17 protein-coding genes and 1 riboswitch are annotated in these 19,405 nt (G+C 63.3%); of the genes, 11 read left to right on the top strand and 6 right to left on the bottom strand.

The features are described from left to right. Nucleotides 1-6: 6 nt before the first annotated feature. Together AAF358_01295 and AAF358_01290 are read right to left on the bottom strand one after the other, a co-directional pair. A complete protein-coding gene (locus AAF358_01295) occupies nt 7-1,320 on the bottom strand; it encodes an MATE family efflux transporter (GenBank protein ID MEM7704154.1) in 1,314 nt (437 codons plus the stop codon). 59 nt (nt 1,321-1,379) lie between these two features. Continuing rightward, nucleotides 1,380-2,645, bottom strand: coding sequence for an FAD-dependent oxidoreductase (locus tag AAF358_01290; GenBank protein ID MEM7704153.1), 1,266 nt, complete (start codon nt 2,643-2,645; stop codon nt 1,380-1,382). 233 nt (nt 2,646-2,878) lie between these two features. Here AAF358_01290 and AAF358_01285 point away from each other — a divergent pair, with 233 nt between their 5' ends. From AAF358_01285 to AAF358_01275, 3 genes are read left to right on the top strand one after another with little or no spacing between them, the layout of a single operon-like run. Further along, a complete protein-coding gene (locus AAF358_01285) occupies nt 2,879-3,391 on the top strand; it encodes a c-type cytochrome (protein MEM7704152.1) in 513 nt (170 codons plus the stop codon). An 8-nt stretch (nt 3,392-3,399) separates the two neighbouring features. Beyond that, nucleotides 3,400-5,142, top strand: coding sequence for an ExeM/NucH family extracellular endonuclease (locus AAF358_01280; GenBank protein MEM7704151.1), 1,743 nt, complete (start codon nt 3,400-3,402; stop codon nt 5,140-5,142). Beyond that, on the top strand, nt 5,139-5,825 hold the full coding sequence (locus AAF358_01275) for a 2OG-Fe(II) oxygenase family protein (GenBank protein MEM7704150.1): 687 nt from the start codon (nt 5,139-5,141) through the stop codon (nt 5,823-5,825). The genes AAF358_01280 and AAF358_01275 overlap by 4 nt, the downstream gene beginning before the upstream one ends. On the opposite strand, the gene AAF358_01270 is transcribed toward AAF358_01275, so the two are convergent. Continuing rightward, nucleotides 5,803-6,420: an ACP phosphodiesterase gene (locus AAF358_01270; protein MEM7704149.1), complete on the bottom strand. Its 618-nt coding sequence runs from the start codon at nt 6,418-6,420 to the stop codon at nt 5,803-5,805. The two genes, AAF358_01275 and AAF358_01270, sit on opposite strands and share 23 nt — an antisense overlap. Before the next feature lie 51 nt (nt 6,421-6,471). Here AAF358_01270 and AAF358_01265 point away from each other — a divergent pair, with 51 nt between their 5' ends. Genes AAF358_01265 through AAF358_01250 form a run of 4 tightly spaced genes read left to right on the top strand, consistent with a single transcriptional unit; the run spans nt 6,472 to nt 9,263 of the window. Then, complete coding sequence (locus AAF358_01265; protein MEM7704148.1) at nt 6,472-7,035, top strand: helix-turn-helix domain-containing protein; 564 nt, start codon at nt 6,472-6,474, stop codon at nt 7,033-7,035. A 22-nt stretch (nt 7,036-7,057) separates the two neighbouring features. Continuing rightward, the gene (locus AAF358_01260) at nt 7,058-7,738 is read left to right on the top strand and encodes an alpha/beta family hydrolase (protein ID MEM7704147.1); all 681 of its coding nucleotides are present in this window, start codon (nt 7,058-7,060) and stop codon (nt 7,736-7,738) included. Beyond that, nucleotides 7,735-8,823 (top strand): cell division protein ZapE, encoded by a 1,089-nt coding sequence (gene zapE / locus AAF358_01255; GenBank protein ID MEM7704146.1) that lies wholly within the window; start codon nt 7,735-7,737, stop codon nt 8,821-8,823. Before AAF358_01260 ends, zapE begins: the two co-directional genes overlap by 4 nt. After that, nucleotides 8,820-9,263 carry a hypothetical protein gene (locus AAF358_01250; GenBank protein MEM7704145.1) on the top strand — a complete coding sequence of 148 codons (444 nt, stop codon included), beginning with the start codon at nt 8,820-8,822 and terminating at the stop codon, nt 9,261-9,263. The genes zapE and AAF358_01250 overlap by 4 nt, the downstream gene beginning before the upstream one ends. 130 nt (nt 9,264-9,393) lie before the next feature. Here AAF358_01250 and AAF358_01245 read toward each other — a convergent pair whose 3' ends face one another. Both AAF358_01245 and AAF358_01240 read right to left on the bottom strand, forming a co-directional pair. Next, on the bottom strand, nt 9,394-11,406 hold the full coding sequence (locus AAF358_01245; protein ID MEM7704144.1) for a TonB-dependent receptor: 2,013 nt from the start codon (nt 11,404-11,406) through the stop codon (nt 9,394-9,396). A 172-nt stretch (nt 11,407-11,578) separates the two neighbouring features. Further along, nucleotides 11,579-11,770: riboswitch (cobalamin riboswitch) on the bottom strand. 98 nt (nt 11,771-11,868) lie between these two features. Then, entirely contained in the window at nt 11,869-13,062 is a 1,194-nt protein-coding gene (locus AAF358_01240; protein MEM7704143.1) for a CoA transferase, read from the bottom strand. Nucleotides 13,063-13,137: 75 nt separating this feature from the next. Between AAF358_01240 and AAF358_01235 the strand changes: the two genes are divergently transcribed. Both AAF358_01235 and AAF358_01230 read left to right on the top strand, forming a co-directional pair. Beyond that, nucleotides 13,138-14,556 carry an MmgE/PrpD family protein gene (locus AAF358_01235; protein MEM7704142.1) on the top strand — a complete coding sequence of 473 codons (1,419 nt, stop codon included), beginning with the start codon at nt 13,138-13,140 and terminating at the stop codon, nt 14,554-14,556. After that, a complete protein-coding gene (locus AAF358_01230; protein MEM7704141.1) occupies nt 14,556-16,085 on the top strand; it encodes a 4-hydroxyphenylacetate 3-hydroxylase N-terminal domain-containing protein in 1,530 nt (509 codons plus the stop codon). The genes AAF358_01235 and AAF358_01230 overlap by 1 nt, the downstream gene beginning before the upstream one ends. 33 nt (nt 16,086-16,118) lie before the next feature. Here AAF358_01230 and AAF358_01225 read toward each other — a convergent pair whose 3' ends face one another. Further along, nucleotides 16,119-16,835: an NAD(P)H-binding protein gene (locus AAF358_01225; protein ID MEM7704140.1), complete on the bottom strand. Its 717-nt coding sequence runs from the start codon at nt 16,833-16,835 to the stop codon at nt 16,119-16,121. 20 nt (nt 16,836-16,855) lie between these two features. Here AAF358_01225 and AAF358_01220 point away from each other — a divergent pair, with 20 nt between their 5' ends. Together AAF358_01220 and AAF358_01215 are read left to right on the top strand one after the other, a co-directional pair. Next, nucleotides 16,856-17,725 carry a helix-turn-helix domain-containing protein gene (locus tag AAF358_01220; GenBank protein ID MEM7704139.1) on the top strand — a complete coding sequence of 290 codons (870 nt, stop codon included), beginning with the start codon at nt 16,856-16,858 and terminating at the stop codon, nt 17,723-17,725. A 52-nt stretch (nt 17,726-17,777) separates the two neighbouring features. Continuing rightward, nucleotides 17,778-19,295, top strand: coding sequence for a serine hydrolase domain-containing protein (locus tag AAF358_01215; protein MEM7704138.1), 1,518 nt, complete (start codon nt 17,778-17,780; stop codon nt 19,293-19,295). Nucleotides 19,296-19,405: the final 110 nt, after the last annotated feature.

Below are 19,405 nucleotides of genomic sequence, written 5' to 3'. Positions count from 1 at the left end.
CTGACTTTATGTCAGGCGCGTGCGCGGTTGCAATTTTGTCAGGCCGAAAAAGCGTAGCGTCAAGGCAACGGCAGCGACCGTCAAACCGGTAATCAGGCCAATCCAGATTCCGGAACCGGATCGACCCGCGATGATACCCAGATAGTAGGAAAGCGGGATCCCGACCATCCAATAGGACCCGATCATGATGATCATCGGAATGGTCGTGTCTTTCAGCCCACGCAGAGCGGCCGCGGCGGCGACCTGGATCCCGTCGGACAGCTGGAAAATCGCGGAGAAAAACAGCAGCGTGACGGCGATGTTCGCCACCGCAACGTCCTGCGTGTAAAGCCCGGCAATCTGCTCGGGGAACAGCCAGATCACGGTCGCCGAAAACACCTGCGTGCAAAGCACCACGCTCAGCCCGGCGATACCGCGAAAACGCGCTTCCGGGAGATCCCCCCGGCCGGCCGCATTGCCGACTCGTACGGTGATCGCCAGCCCGAGGCCGAGAGGAATCATGAACATCAACCCCGAAAAATTGAGCGCAACCTGGTGTCCGGCCAAGGTCATGGTGCCGAGAGAACCCATTAGCAGCGTGGCGGCGACAAACATCGATGACTCGACAAAAATGGCGGCCCCGACCGGCAAGCCCAGGCGCAAGATCTGGGAAATTCGCCGCCAGGCCGGTCGCTCGAAGCGGGAAAAGACACCCACCTCCGCATAAGCCCGACCTCGTAAGACGACCACCGCCATCGTGGTGCACTGAAACGCTAGCACCAGCGCAGTTGCATAGCCGGTGCCCCGCGCGCCCATGCCCTCGATGCCGAAAGCGCCAAACATGAGGACGTAGTCGGCGGGTATGTTGAGCAGCATCCCCGCCAGACCGATGTACATCGTGGGGCGGGTCAGCCCGAGGCCATCGCTGAAGTAACGCAGCACGAGGTAAACGCCCAGAAAGGGTGCACCCCAGCTGATCGCGCGGACGTATTCGACAGCCTGATCGAGCACGGCAGGCTCCAGCCCAACCAGGCTCAGGAGCGGAGCCACCGGATGAAGCAGCACCGTGATACTCACGCCTAAACAGACCGCCAGCCACAGCGCCTGGCGAATCAGACGACCCATACGGCCACGGCGGCCTGCGCCGTCGAGCTGCGAGATGAGTGCAGGGACTGCGAGCAGCGTCCCGATCAGGAAGATCGTGAACGAGTTCCACAACGTTCCCCCGATTGCCACCGCGGCCAACGCCTCGGCCGAAAGCCGGCCCGCCATCAGGGCATCGATGAACGACATGCCCACGTTGCTCAGCTGGCCGATAATCAGCGGCAGCGCCAGCACCACGGTGCGGCGAACTTCAGCGCCTAGAGGATTGATGACCGGATTCCGAGCGTTGCGGCCGGCTACAGCTGCATGCCGCGAAACCGGTCTGGCCGATAGGGCTCCGGGTCGACGTGCGGCTTGCGGCCGGTGACCAGCTCCGCGGTGAGGCGTCCGCTGGCCACACACATGCTCATTCCCATCATGTTGTGACCGCAGGAGAAATAGAGGTTCGGCAGCTTGGGAACCGCCCCAATGAGCGGCAGGTCATCCGGGGTCATCGGCCGATAGCCATGCCATTTTTCGGGTTCACCTGTCCCCAGAGGATCGGAAAGATAGCGCTGCGCGCCCTCGATCAGCGCCATAAATCGCTTCGGGTTGGGCGCGGCGTCCGGTCCGGCAAACTCCATCGTGCCGCCAATCCGGTAGGTGTCCTCAAACGGCGTCACGGCCATTCCCGCCTCGTGCAGCAAAAGCGGAAACGACGGACACGGATCGGGCCGAACGCTGGTCAGGGAATACCCCATACCCGCCTGAATCGGCACGCGCAGGCCGAGCGACTTAACAATCTCAGGGGTCCAAACGCCCGCCGCCATGACAAAGTGACTGGCCTCGTAGGTGCCGCGGTCCGTAAACGCGGAAACAAGCTTGCCTTCGTCGGTGTTGAGCGCCTTGATCTCGCAGTCTTCCTGAAGCTGCACGCCGCGCTTGTGGCAGGCCCAGTTGAGCTCGGCGGTGAATCGATCGGGTCGCAGCGACGCATCTCCAGGCAGCCAGAGTCCACCCAGGACGTTCTTGCGCAGAGACGGTTCAGCCTCGCGCAGCCCCTCACCGTCGACTTCGCTGGACTCCACCGCCAGCTCCTTCAGTGAACTGCCCAGCGCGCTCAAATCAGCCATTCCGGCGTCACTGATCGCCAGCATCATCAGCCCGCCATCGTTGAACTGGCAGTCGAGCTTTTCCCCGAGCACCAGCTTTTCGGTGAGCTCCCGGGAGCTGGCCATCAGCTGCCGGCGTGCCGCGGCAATGTAGTCGTGCTGCTTTTTGTTGCAGTTTTTGGTGAAGCCGAGCATCCACCGGAGCAGCTCCGCATCCGCGCGGGGCCGAACGTGGAAGCTGCCGGTCGGATCGAACAGGGATTTCAGGGTCTTGAGCGGTACACCCGGCCCCGGAAGCGGCTTGGCGTGGGACGGCGTGATCAAACCCAGGTTCCCAAACGAGGTGCCGGCGCCCACCTTGCGGCGCTCGAGGATCTGCACGCTCAGACCTGCCCGGTTGAGAAAGTACGCGCAGGAAAGACCCACCGCGCCGGCCCCGATGACCAGCGCGTCAGTGCGGTTGCGCGCCATCAGATCGCCTTATCTTGATCCGCCTGCTGAACAGGTCGCATGAATTCCACCCTCGACTGGGCCGGCGGCTGTCGCCACAGCTACCGGACTAAATCCGCAGTTCTGCGGAGCGGGCCAGTTTACTTTGTCGCACGCTGCACAGCCAGCAGCGCCCGACCTCACAGTACGGAAGACAGGGCGCAGGCGGACCGCTATAATCACGCGGATTTTTTTTGGGTTTAAGGGTCACCGCGGTGAGCGAGCAAGATCAGATATTCATGAAAAACTTTGCCCTGCTGATAGCTGGGCTAGCGGTGTTCACCGTGGTGGTGATTTTGGCGGCAATTCAGCTGAACAAGCTGACGTCACGGCCGGATAACCCCGATAAGGTTGCGGCGCTGGAAGCGCGCATCGCACCCGTCGGTGACGTCTACGCCGGCGAAACCGGTGCCGCCGCCAGGGCCGCTGCAGAAGCAGCCGCCGCCGCAGCGGCGCCCGCGCTGGCGTTCGACGGGTCTACCGACGGCGGACTGATTTATGACAACGTCTGCGCCGCGTGCCATACCAGCGGCGTCGCTGGATCACCGAAGCTCGAAAGTGCCGCCTGGGAGCCTCGGCTCGCCCAAGGCATGGACACCCTGGTCCAGCACGCCATCGAAGGCTATCAGGGTGATGCCGGCCTGATGCCCGCTCGCGGTGGGCGCATGGACTTGAGCGATGAGCAGGTTCGCGTCACCGTGCAATGGATGGTCGACCAGCTTCAGTAAGCCCCACCTTGCGGGCCCTCCAAGCGGCCGGCCTCGGCCTGCTCCTGATGCTGGGCGGCTGCCAGACCCAGGCGCCACTGGTCTGTGGCGACCCGGCCAGCACGATCGGACAAATCCAAGGCAGCAAACCCCGGAGCGAGCTTGTCGGTCAGCAGGTGATCGTCGAGGGCGTCGTGACGGCAGTCCAGCGCGACGAGGAGAACCGCATCAGCGGTGTGTTTCTCCAGAGCGCTGCCCCGGATAACGATCCGCAAACCTCCGATGCCCTGTTCGCCGTCGGCGTCGAGGCCGACAGCGGCGATCGCGTGCGGGTGGCCGGCACGGTCACCGAGCTGGACAAGACCCTGACGGCCGTTGAAAGCCGCCGCTTCGAGGCCTGCGGAGACGCGGTCGTACCGGCCCCCAGCCCGGTTTTTCTGCCGCTTCGCGGACGACATATCGAGAGCCTGGAGGGGATGCTGATCACCGTAACCAGCGACATGCGGTTCAGCGGCGTCACCTGGTTCGGCGGTTCCGGTCAGGCCGTGGTCGCCGCGGGCGGCCGTCTGCTGTCGCCGACCGAGGTTGCCGAGCCCGGCCGCATCGCCAGCGAGATGCGCGTCAACAACCTTCGCCGGTCGATAGCGCTGGACGATCTCTCCGATCGACGCGACCTGTCGGAGATCAGCTGGTGGCCAAACGGCCGAAGCCGCCTGCCCGCCATGGGTCAGAAGGTGGGCAACCTGACCGGCGTTCTGGATCACCGTGGCGGCTATCGGCTGCGATTGACCGAAACGGTCACGCCCGAACCAACTCAGCCTCGGGCGGCCCCGGCCGCGCCGGCGCGGGCAGGCTCTCTTCGGGTGGTTGGCTTCAACGTGCTCAACCTCTTTAACGGGAACGGCCGCGGCGGCGGTTTTCCGACCACCCGGGGCGCTAGAACCGAAGCCGAGTACCTGCGTCAGCAGCGCAAGCTGGTGGCCGCTTTAACGGCGCTGGACGCCGATATCCTGGCGCTGCAGGAGCTGGAAAACGACGGGACCGATCCCGGCAGCGCCGCGGCTGACCTGGCGCAGGCGCTCAGTGAAGCGAGCGGCAGAGCGTACCAAACCATCGGCTGGCCCGGCGGGCAACGCGGCGGTGACCAGATTGCGGTAGGCCTGATGTACGCCAGCGACGTCGTTGCTCCGGTCGGGGACGCCCACACCAAGCTGGATGGACCCTTCGAGTATTACAACCGACCGCCTTTAGCGCAGACCTTCCGGCACCTCGACAGCGGACGGTCACTGGCCGTCGTTTCGCTGCACCTGAAGTCCAAGGGCTGTGGTGAGGCCAGCGGCAAGTACGCTGACCAGCGAGACGGCCAGGGCTGCTGGAATCCCAAACGCGTCGAGGCTGCGGAGGCAATCGCCGACTGGCTGGACGATGAATCCGAACTCAACGCGAGCGAAACGCTGCTGATCGGCGACTTCAACGCTTATTCCCGGGAAGATCCGGTGCAGGCCCTGACGCGACGTGGCTTTCGATCTGCGGTGTCCCGCCGTGAGCCCCAGTACTCTTACGTGTTCCGAGGCGCCGCCGGTTCGCTCGACCAGGCCCTCGCAGGCCGAGCGCTGTCCGGGCGGATTGCCGCGGCAAGCTACTGGCACGTCAACGCAGACTTCCCGGCCTGGTTGGATTACCGCCAAGGCAACCGGCCCGAAGGTCTGTTCAAGTCGGATCCGGTGCGCAGCTCCGACCACGACCCCATGGTTGTCGATTTTCGCCTGTGATTGAGGTCTGCTCTGACCTTGCTGTTGACGCCGCGCGTCAGCAGCTAGCGGACAACGGTTTTGCCCAGCTTGCCCCTTTCCTCTCGCCATCCAGCGCCGCGCAGCTGGCGGCCGAACTCGCCGCAGAAAAGGACTGGGATCTGGCGGTCACCGGCCGGAGCGGCCCGCTGGCCATCAGCGCTACCGAGCTAAGAGAGATGCCCGCGGCGCAGCAGGCGGCGATTGCGGAAAACCTGCGTCGGCAGGCGCGGGCAGGCTTTTCATTTTCCTATATGCGTCGAGACGTGCTGCCGGCGCAAGTCACTTTCTGCGCGGCGTGGGCGCAGTGGCTTGCGGCTCCCGAGTCCTTGGCGTTTTGGCAGACGCTCACGGGCAACACCAATCTCAAGCGGGCGGACGCCCACGCCTGCCTCTATCGACCCGGCCACTTCTTGAGGACGCATGACGACACCTACAGCGGCAAAGAGCGCCGCTTTGCCTACGTCATGAATCTGACTCAGGAGTGGGAGCCAGACTGGGGCGGGCTGCTGCACTTTGTTCGCGACGGCGTCAGCCACGGCGCTTTGACGCCCAGCTTCAATGGTCTAAACATCTTTCGCGTGCCGCAGGATCACTTTGTGTCCCAGGTGGCCAGCTATGCGCGGCAGGGACGGTATTCCATTACGGGCTGGCTGTTCGAATAGGATTTTCTGCGCTCAGGGCCTCGCGCCGCTGTATCGCAAACGCCTGCAGGTCCTTAAACAGCTCCAGAAACGACGCCTCCAGGTCAGACCGATTTTTTTGCAGCTGACCCAGGCCTTCGGCGAGCGGATTGGCTCGCTTAAAACGGCCCGAAACCGCCTTGAGCACCTGCGCCAGACACGCCTCGTCCGCATAGTTGGTCAGCAGGTTGTGACGCTCCTGGTACCTCGCAAAACGCTGCAGGCTGGGCGGCAGCACGTGCCAGTGGGCGCGCAGATTGCCGTAGGTAACCCCCGCAAAAACGCTTAGGTTTCGGCCGGTGAGCTGGTCGAAAGATCCCGCCAGAAAGTGGTCGAAGAACATGTCCAGCAGGATCCCGGCATAACGCCGAAAGGCCGGATCGAGCCGCTGCCGGGCCGCGGCAAATGCCGTATGGGCGTCCGTATAGACGTCAATCTGCCGGTGCAGCAGGATCCCACTCGCCATGCCGGTCGGAAAGTCCGCCCAGCCGCGACCCCGAACGTGGTCGCCCAGATAGCCCCCGAGCTGCCACTGGGGGTCCGGGCCTGACAGCACCACGTGCGCAAGGTAGTTCACGGAAACGGGGCGCGATATAGGGGATCGGTCATTTTTGCTATTTTACGCGCCATGGCAGAACTTGCTCACAACCTCTCATCGAACCTCACGCACCTTCGAACCGCTCGCGGCCTGACGCAGGCCCAGCTGGCGCAGAGCGCCGGCATCCCCCGTTCGACGGTCACCCACATGGAGTCCGGGGCCGGCAACCCGTCTCTGAACAACCTGGCCCGGGTCGCCGCCGCGCTGCAGGTGGGCATCGAGGCCCTGCTGGCGATGCCTCCGAACGCCCTGCGGCACGTGCCGGCTGATCGGCTTGCGAGCCGGGAACGGTCGGGGGGCAAGGCCACGGTGGTCGATCTGCTGCCCGAGCCGCTGGTCGGCTTTGCTCTCGAACGGATCGAACTCAAGCCCGCCGCCAATCTGCGCCGGCGAGCCGGGAGCCCTGGATCGCAGTGCTGCTGTCACGTGGTACAGGGAGAGATCATCTGTACGGCCAGCGGTGAGATGGTCACGCTGGCAGCCGGTGACGTCCTGACGTTCCGTGCGGACCAACCCCACGGTATGCGGGTCAGCGGCGGTGGTCGCGCCCTGGTGCTGTGCGCAACGCTGCCGGCCCCCGTAGCGGCAGCCTGACGGTACCGCTATCATCCACGCCATGAGCGCCACCGACCTCGAAAACCCCGATCATTTTCCCGCCGAACAGCGTGGGGCGTCTCTTAAAGGTCCTGCCGGCCGGCTGGAGGTCATGCTCGACGTAGCGGAGGGCGGGCCGGCCCGCGCCGTAGCGGTCATCTGCCATTCGGTCAGCGCCGAGGGCGGAAGCCTGCACAGCAAGGTAGTGCAGATGATGGAGCGCTCGCTGCGCGAACTGGGTGCACACACTATTCGCCTCAATTTTCGTGGCGTCGGCGAAAGCGAAGGGCACTTCGACCGCGGGTTTGGCGAATCGGAAGATCTGCTGGCGGTATGCCAATGGAGCCGTCATGTGCAGCCTGACCTGCCCCTCTGGCTGGCCGGCTATGGTTTCGGCGCGTACGTCACGGCGCGAGCGGCCCCCAGCGTCATGCCCCAGCATCTCACCAGCGTTGCGCCGCTGATCGATCAGTTTGACTTCAGCCCCCTGCCCCGCGCCGAATGCCCCTGGATGATCGTGCAGGGTGATACGGACGAGTGCGTCGTGCCTGACGCGGTGTACAGCTGGGCCCAGGAGCTGCCCGGTGATATCCAGTTCATCCCGATGGAAGACGCTGATCACGAGTTTCATCGGCGCCTGATGGATCTCCGAGGGGTTCTGAAAAATGGCATCAAGCGACAGCTGGACCTCACCGACCGATGAGTGAAACCCCCTGGGGGCGCTACCAGGACGACATCAAAAACCGAGGCTTCACCGAAGACCCGGCCCAGCTGGAGGCCGTGAAGCGTCTGGATCAGCTGTTTCAAGCGCTGGAGGTCGAGCAAGATCGCCCGGGGCTGCTCAGCCGGCTGCTGGGTCGCACGCTTGAAGCTCCCAAGGGGCTCTACCTCTGGGGTGGCGTTGGCCGCGGCAAGACTTACCTCATGGACACGTTCTACGAGTGTCTGACCATCGCCAGCCGACGACGCGTTCACTTTCATCGCTTCATGGAAGACGTCCATGAGCGCCTCGGCGTCCACGCGGGCACGGCCGATCCCCTGATCCCGGTTGCCGACGAGCTGATAAGCCAGGCTCGCGTGCTGTGTTTCGACGAGTTTTTTGTCGTGGATATCGCAGACGCAATGATCCTCGGCGGGCTGCTGGACGCGATGTTTGAGCGCGGGCTGGTGCTCGTTGCAACGTCTAACATTGAGCCGGACGGCCTCTATCGGGAAGGACTTCAGCGCGCCAAGTTTCTGCCGGCAATCGAGCTGCTGAAGCGCCATACCGAAGTGCTGAATGTCGATGGAGAAACCGACTATCGGCTGCGGATTCTCACGCAAGCGAAGATCTACCATTGGCCGCTGGGCGACGAGGCTGACGCGAGCCTCGAGCAGGCGCTGAGAGACCTGGCGCCGGGGCAGATCCACCGCACGACCACCCTCAGGATCAATCGCCGTGAGGTGGGTGTCGTGGCCTGCACCGAAGGCATCGTTTGGTGCACGTTCGCCGAGCTCTGCGAGGAGCCCCGCAGCAGCGCTGATTACATCGAGCTTTCCCGACGGTTTAACACCGTCATCCTGAGCGGCGTACCGGCTCTCGCCGACGGCATGAACGACCCGGCACGACGCTTTATCAACCTGATTGATGAACTGTATGATCGCAACGTAAATCTCATCGTTTCGGCGGCGGTCGAACCGGCCGGGATTTACCAGGGAAAACGGCTGGCGTTTGAGTTTCGTCGGACGTTAAGCCGGCTGACCGAAATGCAGTCCCATGAGTATCTGGCCCGGGAGCACAAACCATGACCGACCGCCTCAACGACCGCGTGACGATCCACCTCACGGCTGACCAAATCGGCCGTCTATTTCTGGGTCACGCCCATACCTTTGAGCTGATGGACGGGCCGGCCGCGCCAAGTGCCTTTGAGCTGGACAGCGTGGTTGTGGACTCACCCGACGGTCTCTGTCGGCTGGCCTACGCGGAATGGGAGGAAGATGATCGGAGCGACAAGCTGCTGGTCTGTGAATACGCTATCGAGCTGCGGATCGGGCAGCTGCACGCCTACGCCACTTACAGCGCGAGCATCGGCACGGAGCAGCGCGGCGGCAGCCAGCTCGTAGATCAGGTGAAGAAGGCGGCAGAAAACGACTTTATGCTCTGCGCCAAACTGCTGGGGCGCTCAGTTCGACGCGATCTGGTCATCGACGACGAAGACGGCCCGATGGCGGGGGAAAAGTTTCACTGATTGCGGTCAAACGGGACCTCCTGTCCCGTTTGACCCCACTAACGAAAAGAAATGACTTGCCTGTGACCCACCTTAGCGATGGCGACATGCAAACAGGTAACTTGGGCTGCTGTTGTGATCCCCAGTGACGTCAAAGATCGAATCGCAGTCCGACAAAAGCCGTTCGACCGGGCGTTTCGTAACCCAGCACCTCCTGATAGTCCTCGTCGAGAGCATTGATGATCCGGAGGTATGCTTCGATCTGCGGCGTGATGCGGTAGCTGCCGTTGAGGTTGAGCAGAAAATAGCTGTCGAGCTCGGTCCGTTCCGCGGCGAAGATCACAAAGAAGTTTCGAAAATCGTTGTCCAGCTGGCTGTCGCTGTAGAACAGGTTGGCAGTGACGCTGGCGCGGTTATCCGCAAACACGTAGCTACCCGTCAAGCTTGCGGTGTTTTCGGGTCGTCGAACTTCGGTGCCGGCAGGTTCGCTGGCGTCGATGTGGGTGAAAGTCCCCGACACCCGCCACGGCGCTTCGGGTGAGTAGTCAAAGCCGAACTCCACGCCGCTTCTTTCGCTGTCCTGATCCTGGTTGATAGACGTGGAGAGAAAGTCGGTCACGTCGAAAAACGACACGATCTCTTTCTCCAGATCCGCGTCGAAATACGTCAGGTCCATGACCAGGTCGCCGTCCAGAAACTGCTGCTCGACACCCAGATCCCAACCCGTGGTCTCCTCGGGCTCGAGGTTCGGGTTGCCCTTGAACTGCCCCGGGGTAAAGCCGAACTGCTCGAAGAACGTCGGGTTGGTAACCCCGGTGCCGATGCTGGCGTGGACGCGCGTGCCGGTGCTGGCGATCTTCCACGCGGCGTCAGCGGAGAAGGTGGTGACGTCTTCGAACTGATCGTTGTCGTCCCGGCGAATCGTCGCGCCGAGAAACCAGGTATCGTCAATCGCCGCTCGATGCTCCAGCCCAAAACCCGTCAGGTCCCGAGTTTGCGTCGGGACTTGCGTGGGATCAAAAGGCTGAGTGTTGCGGTACTCCTCCTGCTCATCCTGGAGAAACAGCGTGGTGCGCTGGTCGAAGCGGTCCTGCCACAGCCAGGTGGTCTGGGCACGGATCTGCTCTCGCGAGGCTTCGCTGCCGAAGCCGGTGCCAACCGTTTCGTTGTCCGTGTACTCGAAGCTCAGCCGGCTCTCCGAGCGACCGCCGGCAAGCGTCAGATTCGCCGACAGGCCCAGCGTCAGGTCTTCGGTCTTGCTGCTGCCGTCGTTATCGACCGGCAGACCCTGCAGCGGGCCACCGCTGAAGTCAAAGCCGTCGGTATCGGCATGGCGATTGGTAAACCGGCCGAGAAGATCAAAGCGCAGAGCGCTGCTCGCCAGCCAGGACAGCTGGCCGGACACGGTGCGGTTCAGGTCCTGGTCATCCTCGCGCCCGATCAGCGAGTTGTCTTCGGAGACGTCAAACTCGGAGCTACGGTAGATCCAGTTCAAGCGCCCGTGCAGCTCCTCACTGCCACCGGCGATCGATACGGAAGCCTGGCGGCTCGAGTTCTCACCCACCTCTACGGTACCGCCAAGCTCAAGGCCAGGCGTCGCGCGCCGGGTTCGAATATGAACGACACCCGCCAGCGCGTTGGAGCCGTAGAGCCCGCTTTGCGGCCCTCGCAGGATCTCGATTCGCTCGATATCGCGAGCGAGGAGCGAAGAAAAATCAAACTCCCCGCCGCCGGCCTCAGCGACTTCGATGCCGTCGATGAGCACCAGGACATGGTTACCCTCCGCACCCCGCAGGCGCAGCTGGGTCAAACCGCTGTAGCCACCGGTTCTGCTCACTGCTACCCCGGGCACAAAGCGAAAGACATCAGCGGCGTATTCGACACCCAAAGCCAGGATGTCTTCCTGGTCGAGGACCGTAATTGACCGCCCGAGCTCAGAGGTTTCGGTGGGCAGATTACTGCCAGTCACCACTACCTGCCCGAGGTCGACGGTTGTCGGCTCGTCCTGGGCAACGGCTGCTACCGGCACCAGCAATGCGCCGAAGATCCACTGAAGGACGCCTGGCAACGGTGGCCGCAGCAAGGAATCGGTCTGACGATCAGCGACAAAAGGTTGGCGATCACTCCGGCTAACACGAAGCGAATCGTTGAAATGATGGTTCACGGCATTTCTCCACCGCAGTCCCGGCCGCCCGCGGCGGGGGTGCGAAATCAGCAACAAACAGGCCGCGCTGGCAGAAGCCAGGGCGGGCGGCCCGACCAATCGTGGTCAATCGGTTGTCGCTACAAAGAAAGCCGAAATGGCGGATTCCCCCCCAATGGTCTGATCCCGGACCCTGGGCGAACGACATGACGGCAGGTTTCCTGGCTCGCCGATAAACGCTGGTGGAGGCCGCCTTCCCGGAGATAAGTCTCCCGTGGCTACGTGGCCTTCAGCTGCCGGCTTACAGTTGCGGGTACAGCCCCGGTTTTGCACCGGGTTCCCTTTTAACCACGACAAGCGTGGCACCGTCAGGCAATATCTTTGCCAACGGGCTGGTGAGAGTCAAGTGTACTGGTCAGTATTAGACGTCAGCTTGTCGCAACAGCTATGCACGCAACCCAGTAAAGGGTTGCCGCACCATCCTCAAATCACGCCTTCCTCGGAAAGCGCGCGCTGCTCAGCCTCGGTCAGACCCAGCAGCTCACCGTAGATCAGGGCGTTGCTTTGACCTAGGCTTTGTCCCAGCCAGTCGACCGCGCCCGGGGTGCCCGTAAGCCGCGGCACCACGTTAGGCACCGCAAGCTCGCCGATGCGGGGGTCAGCAACGCGCTTGATGTTCTCGCGGGCCGCGTACTGCGGGTCGTCGAAAATTTCGTCGATTGCGCAGACCGGCCCGCAGGGAACCTGCGCTCCCTCGCAGCGATCGATTATTTCGCTTTGTGTCAGCGACCGGGTCCAGTCGGTAACGAGGCTGTCCACCGCGTCCCGGGCCGCTTCGCGCCGCGTGATGGTGCCAAACCGCCCGTCACCGGCAACCTCGGAACAGCCCATTTCGCCCGCCAGCCGCGCAAAGATCTTGTCGTTGGTGCAAGCGATGGCAACCCAGCGATCGTCGCGCGTCGGGTAGTGGCTATGGGGGACAACGTTGACCGTCGCCGCGCCCATCCGCTGGCGGACGAATCCCTCCTGGTCAAAAGCCGGAGCGAGTTCGTCGAGGATGCGAAATACCGATTCGTAGAGCCCCAGATCAACCACCTGCCCCTCGCCCGTCAGATCTCGCGCCCGGAGCGCCATCATCACGCCGAGCGCTCCATAGAGCCCGGTCATGTAGTCGGCCAGCGTGGCTGAACCGGGGGTCACCGGCGGCCCATCGGGTTCACCGGCAAGAAAGCTGATGCCGCCGAACGCGTTGGCGATTCGACCGAAGCCGGGCCGCCCGGCATAGGGTCCGGTCTGGCCATAGCCGGTGACCCGCAGCATCACCAGCCCCGGATTGATGGCCTTTAACGTTTCATACCCGATTCCCCAGCCTTCTAGCGTGCCGGTCTGAAAGTTTTCGCAGACCACGTCACATTCCGCCGCCAGCTGCCGGAACAGCTCCTGGCCGCGGGGTTTCTTGAGGTTCAGCGTGATGCATTTCTTGTTGCGGGCTTCGCTCAGCCACACGAGCGTTTCCCCGCAGGCGGTGCGCGTGCCGAAGTTTCGCATCGGCTCTCCGCTGCCTGGCAGCTCGATCTTGATCACCTCGGCGCCAAACTCGGCCAGCAGCGTGGCGCAGTAGGGAGAAGCGATATAGGTGGCGATATCCAGTACCCGTAGACCTTCAAGAGGCTTCATGGCGGGGCTCCGTATAATGTCCGGACATTTTAAAGTAAACTCCAAACGAGTTCTCTAGCCAGGAGCGCGCAGGCCATGAGCGCCGTTCTCAAACCCGCAGAATCGTCCACGGCAGCCACCGTCGCGGACCGTCTCGCCGACTTTGCCCTGACCTTCAACCTTGCCGGCGTGCCGGACGACGTCGTGCAGCATGCTCGTCTGTGCATCCTGGACGCCTGCGGTATCGCGCTGGCATCCGGTACTTTTGATTTCGCCAGCGCCGCCGCTAACGGCATTCAGGCGCTGGCGGACAGCGAAGGCGATTACCCGGTTATCGGCCATAAACAGACGCTGCCGCTGCGCGACGCGGTGCTGCTCAACGGCATCCTGGTCCACGGCCTGGATTATGACGACACCCATGCGGGCAGCGTGGTGCACTGCACGGCCAGCGCCTGGCCTCTGGCGCTGGGAGCTGGCTTGAGGGCGCGGGCAAGCGGCGCGCGTGCACTGGCAGCCTACGTGCTGGCGGTGGAGTGCGACGCCCGGATCGGCAAGCTCGCTGAAGGACGATTTCAGCAGCGAGGCCACCACCCTACCGGCCTTGTGGGTACTTTTGGCGCCACCATCGCCGCCGGTTACCTCAGCGGGCTCGACGCTGAGCAGCTCGCCCGCGCCCAGGGCGTGGCGCTCAGCATGGCGGCCGGCAACCTGGAGTTTCTCAGCGCCGGCGACTGGACCAAGCGCATGCATCCCGGCTGGGCCGGCGTCTGTGGCCTGACCGCGGCAAGCCTCGCGGGTGCCGGCTTTCTCGGCCCAACCACGGCGTACGAGGGCAGGCATTCGCTGTTTAACCTGCACCTGGGTGAGCACCACGGCGTAGACCCCGAGCAAATCCTCTCGGAGCTGGGGCAAGCGTGGGAACTGCTGGACGTGGCCTTCAAACCCTATCCGGCCTGTCACTTCAACCATGCGTTCGCCGATTGTGCCCTGGCCTTGCGTGACGAGCACAACCTTGATCCCAACCAAATCGACTCGGTGACCGCGCTCATCCACCCGAAGCAGGTCAACGTAGTCTGCGAGCCGGAGGCGGCCAAGCGGCGTCCCGCCAGCTCGTACGAGGCTCAGTTCAGCATCCACTACCTGATTGCCGCGTGCCTGTTGCAGGGCCGCTTTACGCTCGAGGAGCTCTCGGCGGAGGCGTATGAGGATCCGCACATACTCACCCTCGCCGACCGTGTGGGCTATCGCGATGACCCGGATTCAACCTACCCCAAACAATACTGCGGTGCGCTGGAGATCCGGCTGAAGGACGGGCGTCTGCTGCAGCACCGTCAACCGGTGAATCGCGGCGCCCGCGAAAATCCGATTACGGCGGACGAGGTCATCGAGAAGTTTATGGCCAACGCAACGCGCGCGATCAGCGCCGCCCAGGCGGAAGAGATCCGCGAGCTCGTGCTGCGCCTGGACGAGCTCCCTTCGCTGGAGCCGCTGGCGCAGGCCCTGAGGATCCGCTGATGCTGATGACCGCCGCCGACTACCGAGAGAGCCTGCGCCGCTATTCGCCCAGGGTCTACTGCCAGGGTGAGCGGGTGACGAGCGTCGCTGACGATCCCCGGTTGGCCCCCGGCATTGCCGCCGTGGGCGTGACGTATGACCTCGCGCACTGCACCGACGCCCAGGCGCTGATGCTGGCCAAACAGAACACCAGCGGCAAAACCGTCAATCGCATGCTTCACGTCAATCGCCACAGTGAGGATCTCCTGGCCAAGCTTGAGGCCGTGCGGCTGGTCTGTCGGGAGAGCGGCTGCGCGCAGCGCTATCTGACCCATGACGCGCTCAACGCCCTCTACCAGGCCACCTGGGCGATGGATGAGCAGGCCAACAGCGAGGAAGGCCACCACCAGCGATTTCTTGAATATCTGCACCAGGTGCAGGATGAAGACCTAACGCTGGGCGTGGCGATGACGGACGGCAAAGGCGATCGACGGCTCCATCCTCATGCGCAAAGCACGCCGGACAGCTATGTCCGGGTCGTAGAACGCCGCGCGGACGGGATCGTGATTTCCGGCGTCAAGGCGATCATTACGGGCGGGCCTTATATGCACGAACTGCTCGTCATGCCCTGCCGCACGATGGCCGAGGCTGACGCGGACTACGCCCTGTGCTGCGCGGTGCCTGTGGATGCAGAGGGTCTGACTTTGGTGACCCGACCCGCGGGACGGCCCGGTGAGGCGGCCGCCAAATTCAGCGCCAAATTCGGCCAGTCGACCGCCGTGGCATTTTTCGACAAGGTGTTTGTGCCCGATGCCAAAGTCTTTCTCGACGGACATTGGCAACACACCGAGAAGCTTGTCACGGCCTACGCTGCCCACCATCGACACAGCTGCATCGGCGCCCGCGCCGGCTTCGGCGACCTGCTGATCGGCGCCGGTGTGCTGATGGCGGAGGCCAACGGTCTCGACCCGTCCCGGGTGCAGCATATCCGGGAAGATCTGGTTGAGCTCATCAAGATTGTCGAAGGGTTTTTCGCCTGCGGGGTGGCGTCATCGGTCTACGGTATCGAAGATCCGGCAGGCAGCTGGCAGCCCGAACCGGTTTACGCCAACGTCGGCAAACTCCTTCTGGCGACGCAGATTTACGACATGCAGCGGCTCGCCCACGACGTTTCAGGCGGCCTGGTGGTCGCCCTGCCGGGACCGGAAGAGGACCACAACCCTGCGGTGGCCGGAGATCTGGATACGCTGCTGCGGGGGAGGCCCGATGTGCCCTACACGCAGCGGATGGACGTTGCGCGGATGATCCAGGACCTGACGGCTTCCGATACCGGCGGATGGTATTCGGTGATCAGTCTGCACGGCGGCGGTTCGCCACAGGCCATGAAGCGTGAGATCTACCGCAACTACCCGCTGGAAGAACGCCAGCAGCTCGTCGAGCGGCTGCTCGATCGCGGCGTCGCCGCAAAAGCCAACAGCGGCGCGCTCAAGCGGGGGAAACAGCCGGGACAGTGCTGCCCCACCGGCTGCCGCGCCAGCACCGAAAAATAGCCGGCCGGCCTAGCCGCGTCGATCAGGGCGTGGCTAGCGATCAGACCTCGCGTGCAGGATCTGGTTGTAGCAGCGCTCCTGAAGCACACACTGCCGCGTGACCGCGCCAAGATCCGCGCGGCTGACCGTACCTCCGACAGTCTCGTCAGCAACCAGCTCGAGGCCATCGCTCGGGCCGGCGCCGTGCCGAAGCAGCCGCAGGTGACGGATAATCGTGAACGGTACCCCGCTGTCTCTAACCGCGTTTTCGCCGGCGGTCTTGGCTTCGAACAGCTTCTGCATTCGGCTTAGCTGCCCGCTGGGATACGCTTCAGCGCTGTCGCCGGCACCCACCGAGCCATGCAGAATGAGCTGTTGCACCCCGGCGGCTGCCGCTGCCTGCGCGATGTTTCGCGCGCTGTCAGCATAGAACGACACGGGAGCATCTCCTCGTCCGAGCGCGTCGACAATCACGTCAGGCGACGCTTCCGCAACCCGCTGCGTGACCTGGCCCGAGTCCAGCACGTCCCCGACCACGAAACTGACGGGAAGCCCCTCGAGCCGCTCCCTGGCGGAGCTCGGCCGGGCAAACACCATGACACGATGATTGTCTTCGAGCAGCGCTTTAACCACTTCTGACCCGAGCCGCCCGGTTCCGCCGAAAACCAGCACCGAGGCTGACTCCGCGGCCGCAACTGTCGCGGGACCAGCCATAATGGCCCAGGACAGGAGGCCCAAGGCTCCCCAAAATAGTGATCTGAGTCTTTTCATAACCGATAGGGTAACCCGGCATGGCGTTAAGCCGATGTCATCACGTGCAAAGCAAAGCCAGCAACACTCCCGCTGCCAGGGGGAGTCAGCAGACGGTGCTCTACCGGGGGCAGGGGCTGACCGCGGGCCTGAGCTACTATGCCCCGGGCCAACGCATGCGTCGGCACAGCCACGACTATCACCAGGTCTCCTGGCTCCTGACCGGCGAGATGCTCGAAGCCGGCGGTCGCCAGGAAAGGGATCTCTATCGGTTCTCCTGCGGCATCAAGCCGGCCGAATTCCGCCACGAAAACCGCTACGGCCCTGCCGGTTCGCTGATCCTGGCTGTCAACATTGACCCGGAGCGCTGGCCGGACATACTGCCGGCGACCTCGAACCGCTGGCAATGGCAGGCACCCGAGTCCCCGCAAACTCAGGGCCAGGTTACCCAACTGCTCGCCCTGCTGACCGATCGGGAGGAAGCCAGCGAAGCGGTGATCTTGGACCTGGTAGCGCTGTCACGCGGAGGGGTCGACGCCACGCCGCGTCAATCCGGCCGCACGCGACGGCCACCCGCATGGCTCGCCGAGCTACGCGAGCAGCTTCGCGACGGCGCCGATAACAGCCAGCTGTCCCAGCTGGCGGACTCAGCTGGCGTCCATCGAGTATCACTTTCTCGACGCTTCAGGCGTTGGTTTGGCACCCCTCCGAGCGTCTATCGGTCTCGGTGCATGCTGGCCCGAGCCATGGCCGGGCTGGCTGCGGGGCAGCCGATTGTCGCTTCCGCGATCTCGGCGGGCTTCGCGGATCAGGCTCATCTTACCCGCGCCGCAAGGTCGCATACCGGCCTGACGCCAGGGGCACTGCAACGGCTGGCCAACCACGGCTCCGGGGTTACATCGGTTCAATAATCGATCCCGCCAGAAGGGCATCATGAGCCCTTTTTGAGCGCAGGACCCCACCATGTTGCGACGCCACTGCTGTTTTGTTTTGCTGATGCTCGCCAGCATCACCGCCCACGCCACAACCCCGGCTGAAGCGGCCCAAAAGCTGGATCGGTTCATCGATGAAATTCCCGGACTGGGCCCCGGCTACGCCGCGGTGGTGGTCACCGCTGATGAGGTCTTGCTCAACAAAGTATCCGGCGTGCGACGAGCCTCAAGCCAGGCCCCGCTGACGGTCGACACACCGATCTACATCGCCTCTCAAACCAAGTCATACGTGGGTCTGCTGGCAGCCATCCTCGATGAACGAGGTGTTCTCAAGATCGACAGCACGCTGGCAGACCACTGGCCAGACCTGGAGCTGCCGGGCGGCGCTGAGGCGGCTGACTACACCTTAAGCGACCTGCTGACGCACCAGGTGCCGCTGGACAACGACTTTATCGTCAACATCGAGGCCTACGTCACCCGTATCGAGCCGGCCGACTATCCCCGCCTGATTCAGCAATACGGATCGAGCCGGGCGGCTGGCTTCAAGTATGACAACCTGGGTTACAACATCTATTCAGCCATACTGGAAACCCGGACCGGGAAAACGTGGCAGCAGTGGCTTGATGACGTGGTATTTGAACCGCTGAAGCTCTCGAGGACCTCGGCTCGCACCTCCGACTTTTCGCTGCAGGAACTGGCCTATAGCCACATCTGGCAGGGGGACAAAGGCTGGCACGAGGTGCGCCCCAAAACTGACGGCAAGATGCAGTCTGCGGGCGGGATTGTCACCTCCACCCGCGACATGGCGCGATGGCTCCAGCTGCAGCTCAAGCAGGCCGGCCCTCGAGATTCAGGGATTAGTAAGCGATCTGTCGACCTCACTCATGCCAGCCAGGTGGAAACCGGCATGGAAGATCGCCGCAACCCGTATGAGCTGGCGTGCAGCGGCTACTCGCTGGGCTGGAACCTGTGCGATTTTGAGGGGCACGAAGTGTTCATTCACGGCGGTGGCTACACCGGTAATCGGACGATGATGGCATTTGTTCCGTCCCTGGGAATCGGAGTTGCGGCATTCTCCAATTCCGACAATCAGACCGGCTGGTTTACCAGCCGAACGGTCAACATGTACCTGCAGTTCCTGACCGATCACCCAAACGCAGCCAAGATGCGCCAGCTCCGGATCGATCGATACCCCGAGCGGGTCGAGCGATTTCTGGCCTACCGCCAGGATGAGGCTAAGCAGAATCAGGCGGATGAGCGCTGGCAGGGGTGGTCGTGGCGACCGGACGCCAAAGAGCTGGCAGGCTTCACCGGGCTCTGGCGCAGCGGCGAGCCTTACCGCGACCTCACGATCCACAAAGATCAAGCGGGTTTGAGCGTGACGTGGGGCGACGAGACGGCCAGGCTTCGACCTGCCAGTCCAGGACTGTTTGCGTTTCAGCAGCATCCGTTTTCGGAGCCGCAATCGCTCACATTCCGGCCCGGCCCGAACGATGGTGAATTCATGCTGGAGTTTGACGACGAGCAGTTTTCCCGCACAACCCGCTGACCGACCGAAGTACAGGCCGGGGTGGTTATGTCGCTAAGTGCCGTCCCAAACCGGTTAGGCAAAAGCTTCCCCTTCAGCACGAGGCCGTGCACCATGACGTGCTTCTGAAT

Source organism: Pseudomonadota bacterium (assembly GCA_039033415.1).
Classification (GTDB): Bacteria; Pseudomonadota; Gammaproteobacteria; order Xanthomonadales; family SZUA-38; genus JANQOZ01.
Note: the sequence above shows the minus strand (reverse complement) of the source record. Positions and strands in the feature narration are given on the sequence as shown.